15 protein-coding genes are annotated in these 14,400 nt (G+C 52.8%); 5 read left to right on the top strand and 10 right to left on the bottom strand.

What is annotated here, in order from left to right; all coding sequences use genetic code 11:
• Positions 1-299 precede the first annotated feature (299 nt).
• A complete protein-coding gene (metE, locus tag J4685_RS21185) occupies positions 300-2,564 on the bottom strand; it encodes a 5-methyltetrahydropteroyltriglutamate--homocysteine S-methyltransferase (protein ID WP_000154177.1) in 2,265 nt (754 codons plus the stop codon).
• A 248-nt stretch (positions 2,565-2,812) separates the two neighbouring features.
• Between metE and metR the strand changes: the two genes are divergently transcribed.
• Entirely contained in the window at positions 2,813-3,766 is a 954-nt protein-coding gene (metR, locus tag J4685_RS21180; RefSeq protein WP_000569786.1) for an HTH-type transcriptional regulator MetR, read from the top strand.
• Here the strand turns inward: metR and J4685_RS21175 are convergent.
• From J4685_RS21175 to pldB, 3 genes are all read right to left on the bottom strand, one after another.
• A complete protein-coding gene (locus tag J4685_RS21175) occupies positions 3,654-4,553 on the bottom strand; it encodes a carboxylate/amino acid/amine transporter (protein WP_001196257.1) in 900 nt (299 codons plus the stop codon). The genes metR and J4685_RS21175 overlap by 113 nt on opposite strands.
• An 80-nt stretch (positions 4,554-4,633) precedes the next feature.
• On the bottom strand, positions 4,634-5,434 hold the full coding sequence (gene yigL / locus J4685_RS21170; RefSeq protein ID WP_000285338.1) for a sugar/pyridoxal phosphate phosphatase YigL: 801 nt from the start codon (positions 5,432-5,434) through the stop codon (positions 4,634-4,636).
• A 15-nt stretch (positions 5,435-5,449) separates the two neighbouring features.
• Positions 5,450-6,466 carry a lysophospholipase L2 gene (pldB, locus tag J4685_RS21165; RefSeq protein ID WP_000487685.1) on the bottom strand — a complete coding sequence of 339 codons (1,017 nt, stop codon included), beginning with the start codon at positions 6,464-6,466 and terminating at the stop codon, positions 5,450-5,452.
• A gap of 110 nt (positions 6,467-6,576) precedes the next feature.
• Here pldB and rhtB point away from each other — a divergent pair, with 110 nt between their 5' ends.
• Complete coding sequence (rhtB, locus tag J4685_RS21160) at positions 6,577-7,197, top strand: homoserine/homoserine lactone efflux protein (protein ID WP_000142523.1); 621 nt, start codon at positions 6,577-6,579, stop codon at positions 7,195-7,197.
• A gap of 39 nt (positions 7,198-7,236) precedes the next feature.
• Here rhtB and rhtC read toward each other — a convergent pair whose 3' ends face one another.
• From rhtC to pldA, 3 genes are all read right to left on the bottom strand, one after another.
• Positions 7,237-7,857: a threonine export protein RhtC gene (gene rhtC, locus J4685_RS21155; protein WP_000928814.1), complete on the bottom strand. Its 621-nt coding sequence runs from the start codon at positions 7,855-7,857 to the stop codon at positions 7,237-7,239.
• A gap of 63 nt (positions 7,858-7,920) precedes the next feature.
• Positions 7,921-9,750 carry an ATP-dependent DNA helicase RecQ gene (gene recQ / locus J4685_RS21150; RefSeq protein ID WP_011233218.1) on the bottom strand — a complete coding sequence of 610 codons (1,830 nt, stop codon included), beginning with the start codon at positions 9,748-9,750 and terminating at the stop codon, positions 7,921-7,923.
• Between the two features lie 83 nt (positions 9,751-9,833).
• A complete protein-coding gene (pldA, locus tag J4685_RS21145) occupies positions 9,834-10,703 on the bottom strand; it encodes a phospholipase A (protein ID WP_001201692.1) in 870 nt (289 codons plus the stop codon).
• Positions 10,704-10,867: 164 nt separating this feature from the next.
• Between pldA and yigI the strand changes: the two genes are divergently transcribed.
• Positions 10,868-11,335 (top strand): acyl-CoA thioesterase YigI, encoded by a 468-nt coding sequence (yigI, locus tag J4685_RS21140; protein WP_001277136.1) that lies wholly within the window; start codon positions 10,868-10,870, stop codon positions 11,333-11,335.
• 43 nt (positions 11,336-11,378) lie between these two features.
• Positions 11,379-12,266, top strand: coding sequence for an EamA family transporter RarD (gene rarD / locus J4685_RS21135; RefSeq protein ID WP_000339081.1), 888 nt, complete (start codon positions 11,379-11,381; stop codon positions 12,264-12,266).
• A 39-nt stretch (positions 12,267-12,305) separates the two neighbouring features.
• On the opposite strand, the gene J4685_RS21130 is transcribed toward rarD, so the two are convergent.
• Positions 12,306-12,602, bottom strand: a complete 297-nt coding sequence (locus J4685_RS21130; RefSeq protein ID WP_001170054.1) for a hypothetical protein — start codon at positions 12,600-12,602, stop codon at positions 12,306-12,308.
• Positions 12,603-12,776: 174 nt separating this feature from the next.
• Between J4685_RS21130 and J4685_RS21125 the strand changes: the two genes are divergently transcribed.
• Positions 12,777-13,157 (top strand): hypothetical protein, encoded by a 381-nt coding sequence (locus J4685_RS21125; protein WP_000619297.1) that lies wholly within the window; start codon positions 12,777-12,779, stop codon positions 13,155-13,157.
• Positions 13,158-13,204: 47 nt separating this feature from the next.
• Here the strand turns inward: J4685_RS21125 and corA are convergent, their stop codons facing one another.
• Positions 13,205-14,155 (bottom strand): magnesium/cobalt transporter CorA, encoded by a 951-nt coding sequence (gene corA / locus J4685_RS21120; protein WP_000947139.1) that lies wholly within the window; start codon positions 14,153-14,155, stop codon positions 13,205-13,207.
• 155 nt (positions 14,156-14,310) lie between these two features.
• Positions 14,311-14,367 (bottom strand): YsgD/CorL family protein, encoded by a 57-nt coding sequence (gene ysgD / locus J4685_RS22645; protein ID WP_212723238.1) that lies wholly within the window; start codon positions 14,365-14,367, stop codon positions 14,311-14,313.
• Positions 14,368-14,400 lie beyond the last annotated feature (33 nt).

Raw genomic sequence — 14,400 nt, 5'->3', positions numbered from 1 at the left:
TCGTTTTGTGCTATGAGAGCGCTGGGCGATCATGACAGGAAAAACGATCTGCGAGGCAATAAAATCCGCCGCGCTGCTTCCGGGGACGCTATCCGCCTGGTTGTCATTCATACGGAGAACCTTTTTATTATCAAGATCGCCAAATAGCCAGATCCTGAAAAAGACAGCGCGGAAAATAAGAAAAAGGGAAATGAGAAAAAAGAGGAGATAGAGGCGCTGTTAATCAGGTCAGGCACGGGCGCTACCCGTCAAAGGGTAGCGCCGCATTGCTGCCGGATAAACGCAGCGGCCAGGATGGGTTATTTCGCCTGACGCAGATTGTGCGCCGCTTTGACCATGTTCGCTAACGCCGCGCGGGTTTCAGGCCAACCGCGAGTTTTCAGACCGCAGTCCGGATTCACCCACAGGCGTTGTGCCGGTATACGCTGTGCCGCCTTCTTCAGCAGGGCTTCAATCCACTCGACGCTCGGCACGTTCGGCGAGTGAATATCGTACACGCCCGGCCCGATTTCGTTCGGGTAGTCGAACGCTTCGAACGACTCCAGCAACTCCATATCCGAGCGGGAGGTCTCAATGGTGATCACATCCGCATCCAGCGCGACGATCGAATCCATAATGTCGTTGAACTCGCAGTAACACATGTGGGTGTGGATCTGGGTTTCATCCTTCGCCACCGCCGCGTTAATGCGGAAGGCTTCCACACCCCATTCCAGATAGGCGTCCCAGTCGCTGCGACGCAGCGGTAGACCTTCGCGCAGCGCCGGTTCGTCAATCTGAATAATCCCAATCCCCGCCGCCTCCAGATCCGCGACTTCATCACGCAGCGCCAGCGCAATCTGTTTCGCAATCGTTTCGCGGGTCACGTCTTCGCGGGGGAATGACCAGCAAAGAATAGTCACCGGGCCGGTCAACATCCCTTTTACCGGCTTGTCGGTCAGCGACTGGGCATATTTCGCCCACTCCACGGTAATCGGTGCCGGACGGCTGATATCGCCAATCACTACCGGCGGTTTCACACAGCGGGAGCCATAGCTTTGCACCCAACCATTCTGGGTAAAGACGAAGCCGTCCAGATGCTCGCCGAAGTATTCCACCATGTCGTTTCGCTCGGCTTCGCCGTGTACCAGCACATCCAGCCCTAAACGCTCCTGCTCGATGATAGCCTGTTTGATATGTTCGGCGATGCCGGTGCGGTAGTTATTCGCGTCGAGGTTGCCCTTTTTGAAGTCCAGACGCAGGCCGCGAATTTCCGTGGTTTGCGGAAACGAACCGATAGTCGTCGTCGGCCAGGCGGGAAGTTTAAAGCGGGCGCGTTGCGCTTCAGCGCGCACCTCATACGGATTCTCACGCTGGCTGTCCTGCGCGGTGATCGCCGCCAGGCGTTTTTCTACCGCGGCATTATGTACGCGACGGGAGTGACGACGAGCCTGAATCGGTGCGCTCCATTCCTCAAGCGCCGCCGTTTCGCCGCTGTTCAGCGCATCGCGCAGCAACGCCAGTTCACCGCATTTTTGCAGCGCAAAGGCAAACCAGCTTTTAACTTCCGTATCCAGACGCGTTTCGACGCTGAGATCGATCGGGCTGTGCAGCAAAGAGCAGGAGGATGCTACCCACAGCGCGCGTTTGCCCACAAGGGCGTTAATCTGCGCGTATTTTTCGGTCAAATCGGCGCGCCAGACATTACGCCCGTTAATCAAGCCTGCGGAAAGCAGCCAGTCGACCGGCAGACGTTGATGCAGTTCCGCTACATCATCTTTGCCATGAATGAGGTCAACATGTAGCCCCTGTGCCGGTAGCGCGATAATAGTGTCCAGGTTTGGCGTCACGCCTTCAAAATAGGTCGTCAGCAACAGCTTCACCTGGCCGGCGAGCGCGTCGTAAGCCGGTTTGAAGGCATCCAGCCACGCCTGCGGCAGTTCCAGCACCAGCGCTAGCTCATCAATTTGGACCCACTCAATACCACGTTTTGCCAGTTCAGCCAGCACGTGCTGATACACCGGCAAAATGTCTTTCAGCAACGTCAGGCGGTCAAACGGCTCGCCTTTCACTTTACCCAGCCACAGATACGTGACAGGCCCCAGCAGTACGGGTTTGATCTTATGCCCCAGCGCCAGCGCTTCGTCCACTTCCTCCAGCAACTGTGTCCAGGTGAGTCTGAACTGCTGGCCTTTGCTGAACTCCGGTACTATGTAGTGATAGTTAGTATTAAACCATTTGGTCATTTCCGCTGCCGCCGCCGGTTCGCCGGTTGGCGCGCGACCGCGGCCAATGCGGAACAGAGTGTCGATGTCCACGGAACCGTCGTTGTTCTGATGACGAGCCGGCACATTGCCTAACAGCAGGCTGGTGGTCAGAACATGGTCGTACCAGGCAAAGTCGCCTACCGGTAACAGGTCAATACCCGCTTGTTTCTGCTGCTCCCAGTGACGCGCGCGCAGTTCGCGCCCCACCGCCAGTAACGCTTCACGCGTTGAGTTCCCCGCCCAGTAGCTCTCTTGCGCTTTTTTCAACTCGCGACGCAGGCCAACGCGAGGAAAACCGAGGGTATGAGTCAATATTGTCATTTTACTTCCTCTCTTATTTTATTGAATCTGAAAGTAAAACTCTAAATAGTTCGGCTTGCAGGAAGGCGGCGACACAGCGCATCCCCAGGAGCTTACTGAAGTAAGTGACTGGGGTAAGCAAGGAAGCCAACGCATCTGCAAGTCGAAATATGACGAGTTTTAGACGTCTGGATGTTTACACATCCATAATGTAAAGGTACTGTATATTCCTCAAGCGCAATTTGTTCATGGCGAAGTGAAGGACTTTCATGATCGAAATTAAACATCTGAAAACACTCCAGGCATTGCGGAATAGTGGATCGCTGGCTGCTGCTGCTGCGGTGCTGCACCAGACCCAATCCGCTCTGTCTCATCAGTTCAGCGATCTGGAACAACGCCTTGGCTTCCGCCTGTTCGTGCGTAAAAGCCAGCCGCTGCGCTTTACGCCGCAGGGGGAAGTTCTGCTGCAACTGGCAAACCAGGTGCTGCCGCAAATCAGCCGTGCGCTGCAGGCGTGCAACGAACCGCAGCAAACTCGTCTGCGCATCGCTATTGAATGTCATAGCTGTATTCAGTGGCTGACCCCGGCGCTGGAAAACTTCCGTGCAAGCTGGCCGCAGGTAGAAATGGATTTCACATCCGGCGTCACTTTTGATCCGCAACCGGCCTTGCAACAAGGCGAGCTGGATTTGGTGATGACGTCGGATATTTTGCCGCGCAGCGGGCTGCATTATTCGCCGATGTTTGATTTTGAAGTCCGACTGGTGCTGGCGCCCGACCATCCGCTGGCCAGCAAAACGCAGATTACGCCGGAAGATTTAGCCAGCGAAACGCTGTTGATTTACCCGGTGCAGCGCAGCCGACTGGATGTCTGGCGACATTTCCTGCAACCGGCGGGTATCAGTCCGCTGCTGAAAAGCGTGGATAATACGCTACTGCTGATTCAGATGGTGGCGGCCAGAATGGGTATTGCCGCCCTGCCGCACTGGGTGGTGGAAAGCGTTGAGCGCCAGGGTCTGGTGGTGACCAAAACCCTGGGTGATGGTCTGTGGAGCCGCCTGTATGCCGCCGTGCGCGACGGCGACCAGCGTCAGGCGGTGACCGAGGCGTTTATTCGCTCGACGCGGGATCACGCCTGCGATCATCTGCCGTTTGTGCGGAGCGCGGAGCGACCCATTTTCGATGCACCCACAGCGAAGCCAGGATCACAGCCGCGCCTGTAATAAAGCTTGGCCAGTGGGGCTGCTGATGCCAGATGGCAAGATTAACCAGCAGTCCTGCGGGAACATGCATATTATTCATGATACCCAGCGTCCCGGCGTCTACCTGGGTAGCGCCATAGTTCCACATAAAGTAGCCAATGCCGGACGCCACCACGCCGAGAAACACCAGAATGCTCCATTGCAGCGTGGTTTCCGGCAGCTTTTGCGCGTTCCCCAACAGCGACCACGCCACCGCCGCCACCAAAAACGCTCCCAGATAGAACCACGCAAAGGCGTTGTGCTGCGGCATGGGACGGGTCTCCATCAGACGTTTATACCCCACCATTCCGATAGCGAAACTGATATTAGAAAGCTGCACCAGGAGCAAACCGACCCAAAAATGGTCGGTCACGCGATCGTAGCGAATAATCCCGGCGCCAATCACCGCCAGCAACGCGCTAAATGCATAGCCCCAGCGCAAACGACGCTGACTCATCACATCGTAAATCAGCGTGATATAGAGCGGCGTCAGAACGGTAAACAGCAGCAGTTCGGATACGGTCAGATAGAGGTAAGCATGGAAGCTCAACATATACATGATGCCAAGCTGCATCGCCCCCACCAGCATATACAGGCTGATGGTTTTTAGGTTGTGCCCGCGAGTACGCAAAAACGGCAGAAAAACGAGCGCCGCCAGCCCAACGCGTATCAGCACCGCGAAATAGCTATCGACATGCCCGGCAAGATACTCGCCAAATAGACTAAAGGAGAAAGCCCACAGGATAGTGGTAATGATGAGTAGCGCCACAATGGATGTCTCTTAGAACAGGGAACACCCATTGTAGCGGAGAGTGAAGTTGACAACTGGTCAACTAACAAACAATCACATCAGCGTAAGAAAAGATCGCGCAGGTAATGCGGCACGGCGTTATCCGCGTTGATGCCGATCACCTCAAGTTCGGGATACAGGTCTTTCAGACGCTGGTGCGCATTGCCCATGATGCAGCCTTTGCCCGCCATCGTGAGCATTTCAGCGTCGTTCATTCCGTCGCCAAAGGCGATACACTCTTTCAGGCTGTACCCCATCGCCTGAGCGACCGCCTCCAACGCATGACCTTTCGACACTCCGCCCGCCATCACTTCCAGACAGGTTAGCGTGGAGAAGCTCACGTTTACCCGATCGCCCCAGCGCGCGTTAATCGCCTGCTCCAGCGGCAACAACTTTTCATGAGTGTCGCTGGTGAAAAACACTTTGCTGACGCCCTCCGGCTCCAGCAGCGCAGGCTCAAACAGCGAATAGTTAAATACCGCCTCTTTGAAAAAACGCATTTCATCGGGGCGATGACGATTCATAAACCATTCGTCGTCGCGATAAACGTTAGTCACGATGTCCGGGTTCGCATTCACCACGCCGAACAGGTCGCTGGCAATGTCGCTGTCCAGATTATGCGTAAAAACCAAATTCCCGTCGGTATCGTGCACTCGCGCGCCGTTGGAGGTGATCATGTAAGACTTGATTTCAAGATTATCGCGGATTTGCCCTACATCGACATGATGACGACCAGTGGCAAAGACAAAATGGATGCCGCGTGCGGTCAACAGCTTCAGAGTCTCTTTAGCATAAGGGGACAACGTATGGTCGGGGGAGAGCAGCGTGCCATCTAAATCAGACGCAACAACCTGATACATAATAAAATTTAACCTCTAAGCAAAGCGATTTCCGCTGGATAAATTAGGCTTGTTGAAAAATTCAACAATGGCGTTAAGCGCGACTGAGCGCATGGCGTCCTTTTCAAAAAGGATCTCATGGTACGCGCCTTTGATAACCAGCGGTTTTCCCCCTTCACAAGGGTATCCCGCCGCGGCGCGAATTTCACAAAAACGATCGTGGGTGCGGTTATCCACTACCCGCTCTTCTTCCGCCTGAATCAGTAGCGTAGGCGTCGTGTCATCGCTCGCCCCAGCCAGTACCTGCTCACCCGCCAGAATGCCTTCGCGTACCCAATGCCAGGTGGGGCCGCCAACGCGCAGCTGCGGCTCGTCGGCATAAAATCGTAAGTTGCGCTGATAACGCTGGCGGCTGTGGGTCAGCGCATTCATCCCAAACGGCAACGCCCGCCACTGACCGGTACCAATAGCGTAATCTTCACGGATACGCTGGTGCCCTTCGGCCCAGTCGAGAATATGGCGCACCATAAAGGAAGGCAAGCGTATCACAATACCAAACATCGGCGCGGTGAGCGCAATAGCGTCGCACCGCACACGATGGCGTTGCAGGAACAGGGTGGCTATCGCGCCCCCCATTGAGTGCGCCAGGATATAACGCTTACGCCACGGCCCCGGCTCAATTTCCTGCTGCCAGAACGCCGCTAAGTCCTCAACATAATCGTTAAAATGATCAACGTGGCCCCGATGCGGGTCCGATAACATCCGCCCGGAGCGCCCTTGACCACGGTGGTCGATGATGAAGATATCAAAACCGAGATGAAAAAGGTCATACGCCAGTTCAGCGTATTTTACATAACTCTCAATGCGGCCAGGACAAATGACGATCGTCCGATCGTTAGAATCATTCCGAAAACGGACAAAGCGCACCGGAATGTTACCCACGCCGATAAACTCCGCCTCTTCCCGCTGACGCCAGAAATCGGTCAGCGGCCCCATAGCAAAAGCGGCAAACGCATTTTCTCTTGTTTCCCAGTCATTTTGCTGCTGAAACATCGGGTTTTCGGCCTCGTTTACCAGGTAAAATCGTTTTTTGCGTCGTGCCTGACACAACACAGCGGCAGTAGCGTATTGTGGCACAAAAACAGACAACCAAGGAGTTTCGCATGACCTTTGAATGGTGGTTCGCCTATCTACTGACCTCAACTCTGCTGAGTCTTTCTCCGGGTTCAGGCGCCATCAATACCATGACGACGTCTATCAACCATGGATATCGTGGCGCAGCGGCTTCTATCGCCGGACTCCAGACCGGACTGGGGATACATATCGTACTGGTGGGCGTCGGACTGGGTACGCTCTTTTCGCGCTCGCTCCTCGCTTTTGAAATTCTGAAATGGGCTGGCGCGGCTTATCTTATCTGGCTGGGTATCCAGCAATGGCGCGCCGCAGGCGCTATCGATCTGCATACTCTCGCCCAGACGCAATCGCGGGGTCGGCTGTTCAAACGGGCGATATTTGTCAATCTAACCAATCCCAAAAGTATTGTCTTTCTTGCCGCCCTGTTTCCGCAATTCATCATGCCGCAGCAACCGCAACTGGCGCAGTACCTCATTCTCGGCGTCACCACGATTGTGGTGGATATGATTGTGATGACCGGTTACGCCACACTGGCGCAGCGCATTGCCGCCTGGATTAAAGGACCAAAGCAGATGAAGGCGCTGAATAAAGCGTTTGGTTCGTTGTTTATGCTGGTAGGCGCGCTCCTGGCGTCGGCAAGACACGCGTGATAGTCGTGCCGGACGATGTTTATCCGGCCCGGAGGTAAATTAGCGCGAAATAATCAGGTGAATACCAAAGCCCGCAAACAAAGCGCCGGCAAAGCCATCAATCCATTTCGCCAGACGCTGATAGCCGCGGCGCATTTTCGGCAGCGCGAACAGGCTGGCGACTACGGTAAACCAGGCCAGCGTTTCCAGGGTAATTAACGCGAAAATACCCCAGCGCGCCGCAGCGCCGACGTTATCGCCGACAAACAGTGAAAAAACGGAACCAAAATAGATAATCGCTTTAGGATTCGACAGATTGGTCAACAGCCCTTTGAGAAAACTGCGCCCGCTCTGCGCCAGTTCAATGTGCGGAGAAGACGCCGCCGCATCCTGTTTTTTCAGCGCGCCGCGCAGCATCTGATAGCCCATCCAGCACAGGTACAGGCCGCCGCCTACCATAATGATCGTATGCAGCCAGGCCATTTTTTCGATGATGAGATGCAGGCCAAGCAGCGCCACGCCCGCCCATACCATCACGCCGCAGGTAATGCCCAGTACGCCCATCATCGCTTCTTTACGCGAACGGCTGACAGCAGTTTGAGACACGAAGAAAAAGTCGGGGCCAGGGCTCATTAGCGCAACGATGTGCACCATTGCCACGGTGAAAAATAGCATCAACATAAAAATGGCTCGCGGGGAAATAGTTCAGTGAGTCACCATCCTGGCACTTTTTTGCCGGGCTGACTACTCTTCGTCATCACCATCGACATGCGCGCGGATGAGCGCCATGAATTCTTTCCCGAAGCGCTCCAGTTTGCGCATCCCAACCCCGTTAACGCTTAACATCTCGCTGGCGGAAACCGGCATCTGTTCCGCCATTTCTATCAACGTGGCGTCGTTAAAGACCACATACGGCGGGATATTCTCTTCATCAGCGATAGCTTTACGCAGCTTGCGCAACTTAGCGAACAATTTGCGATCGTAATTACCGCCGAACGATTTCTGCATCACGCGGGGTTTGAGGGCGACAATGCGCGGCACCGCAAGCTTTAGCGGAACGTCTCCACGGAGTACCGGACGCGCGGCATCCGTCAACTGTAATGCGGAGTGCTGCGCAATATTTTGCATTACCAGCCCCAGATGAATGAGCTGGCGAATCACGCTCACCCAGTGCTCATGGCTCTTTTCGCGTCCCATGCCATAAACCTTGAGTTTGTCATGACCGAAATCGCGGATGCGTTGGTTATTCGCGCCGCGGATCACCTCGACAACGTAGCCCATGCCAAAACGCTGGTTAACCCGACCAATGGTAGAAAGCGCAATCTGGGCATCGTTTAAGCCATCATATTGTTTGGGCAGATCGAGACAGATATCGCAGTTGCCGCACGGTTCTTGTCGGCCTTCGCCAAAGTAATTAAGCAATACCAGGCGGCGGCAGGTTTGCGCTTCGGCAAAAGCGCCCATCGCATTCAGCTTATGCCGTTCAATATCCTGAAGCTGTCCGGCTGGTTTCTCTTCCAGACAACGACGTAGCCAGGCCATATCAGCCGGATCGTAAAATAGCATGGCTTCCGCAGGCAGTCCGTCGCGCCCGGCGCGGCCCGTTTCCTGATAGTAGGATTCAATATTACGCGGGATATCGAAATGCACGACGAAACGTACGTTAGGTTTGTTTATGCCCATTCCAAAAGCGACGGTCGCCACCACGATTTGCAGATCGTCGCGCTGAAATTTTTCCTGCACATCGGCGCGAATAGCGTTTTCCAGCCCCGCATGATAGGCCGCCGCGCTAATGCCGCGACTTTGCAAGCGCGCGGCGGTATCTTCCACTTTCGCCCGACTGTTGCAGTAGATGATACCCGATTTGCCGCGTTGCTCCTGAACATAGCGCATTAGCTGGTCGAGCGGCTTAAACTTCTCCATCAGCATGTAGCGGATATTCGGTCGGTCAAAGCTACTGATCTGGATTAACGGATCGTTAAGCCCAAGCAGACGAATAATATCCTGGCGCGTGGTGTCGTCGGCGGTGGCGGTCAATGCCATAAACGGCAAAGCGGGAAAACGCTGGCGAAGCTGACCGAGAGCCGCATATTCCGGACGGAAATCATGTCCCCATTGCGAGATACAGTGCGCTTCATCCACCGCCAGCAATACCGGATTCCAGTGCGCCAGATGATCAAGAAAGTTGTCCAGCATCAGGCGTTCCGGCGCAATATACAGCAGACGAATCTGTCCGGTACGGCACCCCGCCATCACCTCAAGCTGCTGCTCGCGGCTTTGAGTGGAGTTCAGACAGGCCGCCGCCACCCCGTTCGCCAGTAGCTGATCGACCTGGTCTTTCATCAACGAGATCAGGGGCGAAACGACGACGGTCAATCCGTCCAGCAACAACGCGGGGATTTGATAGCACAGAGATTTGCCGCCGCCGGTGGGCATGACGACCAGACAGTCGCGACCGGAGAGCGCAGTATCAATAATCGCTTCCTGGCCCGGGCGAAACTGTTGGTAGCCAAAGGTTTCCTGCAAAACCTGTTTGGCCCCTGATTCCAGACTCAACACTTCCGCCTGCGCCACATTAACCCCGTTCACCATAAATCAAAACAGGCGCTATTTTCAGCGCCTGCGAGAGAAACTGCAATGTTTAAAACACAATCCAATCAGAAGATATCGTTAAGCATCACGCCGACGCCGACACGTGTCTGATTAAAATTATAGTCGATCAGCGATTCGCCATAGCCGCTATACACCTGGGTATAAAGCCGGACATGTTTAGTGACCGGATAGCTTAATCCAACTTCCGCGCCGCCGTAGCCTGTATTCCAGTTGTACTGGCCTTTGGCGCTTAATACCGCCTCGCCCAGGTGATAACCGATTTTAAGCTGGTAATAACCCATATATTTGGTGATGTCCGGATTATCGTCGGTACTGCCAATCACGTACCATGGTTTGACCTCTACCAGCCAGTTACCGTTTTCGGCCATCAGACGGGTATACAGACGGTTCCAGCTACGCGAGGTGGGGTCCGAACGTCCGTTAGAGTCATGGTTGTAGCCCATCTCTACGTCGCGCAGCGTCCAGCCGGCAAAGCGATAATCGGTAGCAAAACCAAGAAAAAGCTGCGGTTCGTAGTTGGTTTCGCGAAACGGCGAAGACTCTTTACTGTTGGAAAGCTGCCACCAGGATTTCTGCGTATAGGAAGCGCCCAGTACCGAGTTCGGCCCCAGTATTCCGCGCCACAGCGGAAACGCCAGGCTCAACTGAAATTTCACTTCATCTTTACGTGCGTTTTCAGACCAGTTGTAGGTACTTATGGCCTCTTTGTTCAGATCGCTGGTGTTCGTGTAGATCAAGTAGTTCGTGTCATAAGGGTAAAGCGTAAAAGGGTTATCATGCTCCTGTAGCATGTTAGCGATGATACTTCCCCGTACTGCAGGCGCATCATGAACCTCTTTTATCGTAGCTTCTTGTGCATATGCCGCTAATGGCAGTAGCGTGGCTGGCAACAACCCTCTCAAAATCGCCCGCATTCTTGACGTTCTCCTGACGAAGTATTTTCAGCTTGAATCATTCTCTGCCAACCATTTTTACATATTTACACACATAGCCGTTAGTTATCCCTTCTTAAAGTAGAAAACAACAATTAAGAAGCATAATATCAACATTTAATTAACCAATGGAGTGTCAGGAATCTATGTCCGCTGTACTTACCGCTGAACAAGCTCTGAAATTAGTGGGTGAAATGTTTGTCTACCACATGCCGTTTAATCGGGCGTTAGGGCTGGAGCTGGAACGCTATGAAAAAGCGTTCGCCCAACTGGCCTTCAACAACCAGCCGATGATGGTCGGCAACTGGGCGCAAAGCATTTTACACGGCGGCGTGATCGCCTCTGCGCTGGATGTCGCCGCCGGACTGGTATGCGTCGGCAGCACGCTAACTCGCCACGAAACCATCAGCGAAGATGAACTACGCCAGCGCCTGTCGCGGATGGGAACGATTGACCTGCGCGTTGATTACCTGCGTCCGGGCAGAGGCAACCGCTTTACGGCCACCAGTAGCCTGCTGCGCGCAGGGAATAAAGTGGCCGTCGCCCGCGTGGAATTACACAATGAAGATCAGCTGTACATCGCCAGCGCCACCGCTACTTATATGGTGGGATAAAAGCAGGTAAACTGTTGTTACACTTCAGATACGAGTTTTCCGGATGGACGCAAAACAAACACGGCAGGGCGTATTACTCGCTCTTGCCGCCTATTTTATTTGGGGGATCGCCCCCGCGTATTTCAAGCTGATCTATTACGTTCCCGCAGATGAGATCCTGACGCACCGCGTGATTTGGTCATTTTTCTTTATGGTGGCGCTGCTTAGCGTCAGCCGGCAGTGGCGACAGGTTAAGCGCTTACTGAAAACGCCAAAGAAGATTTTCCTGCTGGCCCTGTCCGCCGTACTGGTCGGCGGTAACTGGCTATTGTTCATTTGGGCGGTAAATAATCACCATATGCTGGAGGCCAGCCTGGGTTATTTCATTAATCCGCTGGTTAACATCTTGCTGGGGATGATTTTTCTTGGCGAACGCTTCCGTCGAATGCAGTGGCTGGCGGTGATTCTGGCGGTGTGCGGCGTGCTGGTGCAACTCTGGACCTTTGGCTCGCTGCCGATTATCGCGCTGGGGCTGGCGTTTAGTTTTGCGTTTTACGGCCTGGTGCGTAAGAAGATCGCCGTTGAAGCGCAGACGGGTATGCTGGTCGAAACGCTATGGCTGCTGCCGGTCGCGGCAATTTATCTGTTTGGCATCGCCGATAGCCCTACCAGCCATATGGGGCAAAACGCACTATCGTTGAACTTACTGTTAATGGCGGCGGGTGTGGTCACTACGATTCCGCTGTTGTGCTTTACCGGAGCGGCTACGCGTCTGCGTCTTTCTACACTGGGCTTTTTCCAGTATATCGGCCCAACGCTGATGTTTTTACTGGCGGTGACGTTTTATGGCGAAGTGCCGGGCGCGGATAAGATGGTGACATTTGCGTTTATCTGGGTCGCGCTGGCGATTTTCGTGATGGATGCGATTTATACGCAGCGGCGTAAGCATTAAATAATAAAATGGCAGCTATTATCTGGCTGCCATTTTATGTTATTTCTTCTTAGTAAATAGCAATACAATAAATAATATAATATTTGTTACTGGAAACACGCCCAACACACCAATAAACTTATTCCAACCAACAAACGTTAAATAGCGGGCATGGATCTGGCAAAAGCCGAATCCCAACGCTATTCCAATCCCCCTCAAATTTAATGAAGTACAAATCGACAGTACACCGAGCAGGACAATAGCAATCACCCACCATCCAATCCAGGCTTTAATGAATTCGGCTTTAGAAAAAGGGTCTTTACCAAAATAAATTTGCCAGAAATTTTTCTTTTGCATTTTATGAAATCCATTCATTGAAATTGTTAATTACCAGATAATATATTTAATTATTATCGATTGCTGTACAGCGTAATTATCATGACATTAATTACCATTGCTGTCATTAGAAAATTCAGTGTAATATATTTACATGTGAGATCTGAAGTTGGTTATCAATATGGAAAAAATAATATGATTAGGATTATTAAAGATATTTTTCACCCTTCCCCAAGGGATACATTGAAGCGAGCAAAGTTTGTTATTTATACATTATCATCATGGATAATATTATTTACTATAATGCCTAAAAACCAATATCTTAATTTAATATTTATTATTGCCAATACCTATATCCATATTAATATTGGCGCGAAGAGAATCAGAGATTCAGGTTGCAGGGCACTTTATTTCATCGCATTGTCTATAGGTGTAAATGTCTTCTGTACAGTCAGTGTCGCACTCAATGGGGCTGATTGCGATAACATTGGTATACAACTCAATATTGCCTGGGTAATACTCACAACACTACTGCTATCTTTCATCGCTTCTTCAAAACAAGAACTTTCCTCATGATGAAGAACTTCCAACGGACTGGCGGTTAAATCGCCAGTCCGTATATTTTACAGCCAGTTCTTGCGCTTAAAGTACAGATACGGCGCAAGCCCCGCCAGAATCATAAAGATAATCGCGCCTGGATAACCAAAGCTCCACTTCAGTTCCGGCATAAACTCGAAGTTCATCCCATAGCTGGAAGCGACCAGCGTCGGCGGCAGGAACACCACGGAAACCACCGAGAAGATTTTGATAATACGGTTCTGCTCGATGTTGATGAACCCCATCGCCGCCTGCATCAGGAAGTTCACCTTCTGGAACAGCGATTCATTGTGCGGTAGCAGAGATTCGATATCGCGCAGGATCTCACGCGCCTGCTCCAACTGTCCGCCCGGTAAGCGCGCCTTGCGCACCAGGAAGTTCAGCGCGCGCTGGGTATCCATCAGACACAGGCGTACCTTCCAGCCGATATCTTCCAGTTCCGCCAGCGTGGAGAGCGCTTCGTCGTATTCATCGCCCTGATGCCCTTCCATAATGACGCGGCTCAGTTTTTCCAGATCGCTGTAGATGTTTTCGATTTCATCCGCCAACTGTTCAATTTTGGTTTCGAACAGATCGAGCAGTAGTTCGTAAGCATTACCATCGACCATCGCCTGGCTGCGGGCGCGCATACGATACAAACGGAAGGCGGGCAGTTCGCGTTCACGCAGCGTAAACAGACGGCCATCGCGAATAGTGAATGCCACCGTAGAGTTACCGGCATGATCTTCCGCATCTTCGAAGAAGAAGAAGGAGTGGATATGCAGTCCGTCTTCGTCTTCAAAGAAGCGCGCGGATGCTTCGATATCTTCCAGTTCAGGACGCGTCGCCAGACTCTGGCCCAGCTCAGATTGTACGCGCAATCGCTCGTCGTCGTCCGGTTCGACCAAATCGACCCATACGGCATCAATCAGGCTTTGTGACTCCTCGACTTCCAGCCGGGTCAGTCGGTTTTTTTCCAGTTGAAATGCGCTCAGCATGACCGGGACTCCCAATGCGTAAAAATATCGGACAGTTCAGATGGGCACACAGAAACAAATTGGGTTTCAGACCATTAAACAGCCTGACTCAACGCGACGGGAAAAAATGAAAGGTCGCTGACAACCGCTAAGGCTATCAGCAAAAAGGGATAGCCTTAGGAGTTGATCCTGGATGACAGGATAATGAGCCAGTATCTACTGGGTGTGTCCAAGGCGAATGTCCTCTTAGCGTAATCGTGGGCGCA

It is taken from the genome of Salmonella sp. 32100201201700099SM (genome assembly GCF_017572645.1).
GTDB lineage: Bacteria > Pseudomonadota > Gammaproteobacteria > Enterobacterales > Enterobacteriaceae > Salmonella > Salmonella enterica.
Note: the sequence above shows the minus strand (reverse complement) of the source record. Positions and strands in the feature narration are given on the sequence as shown.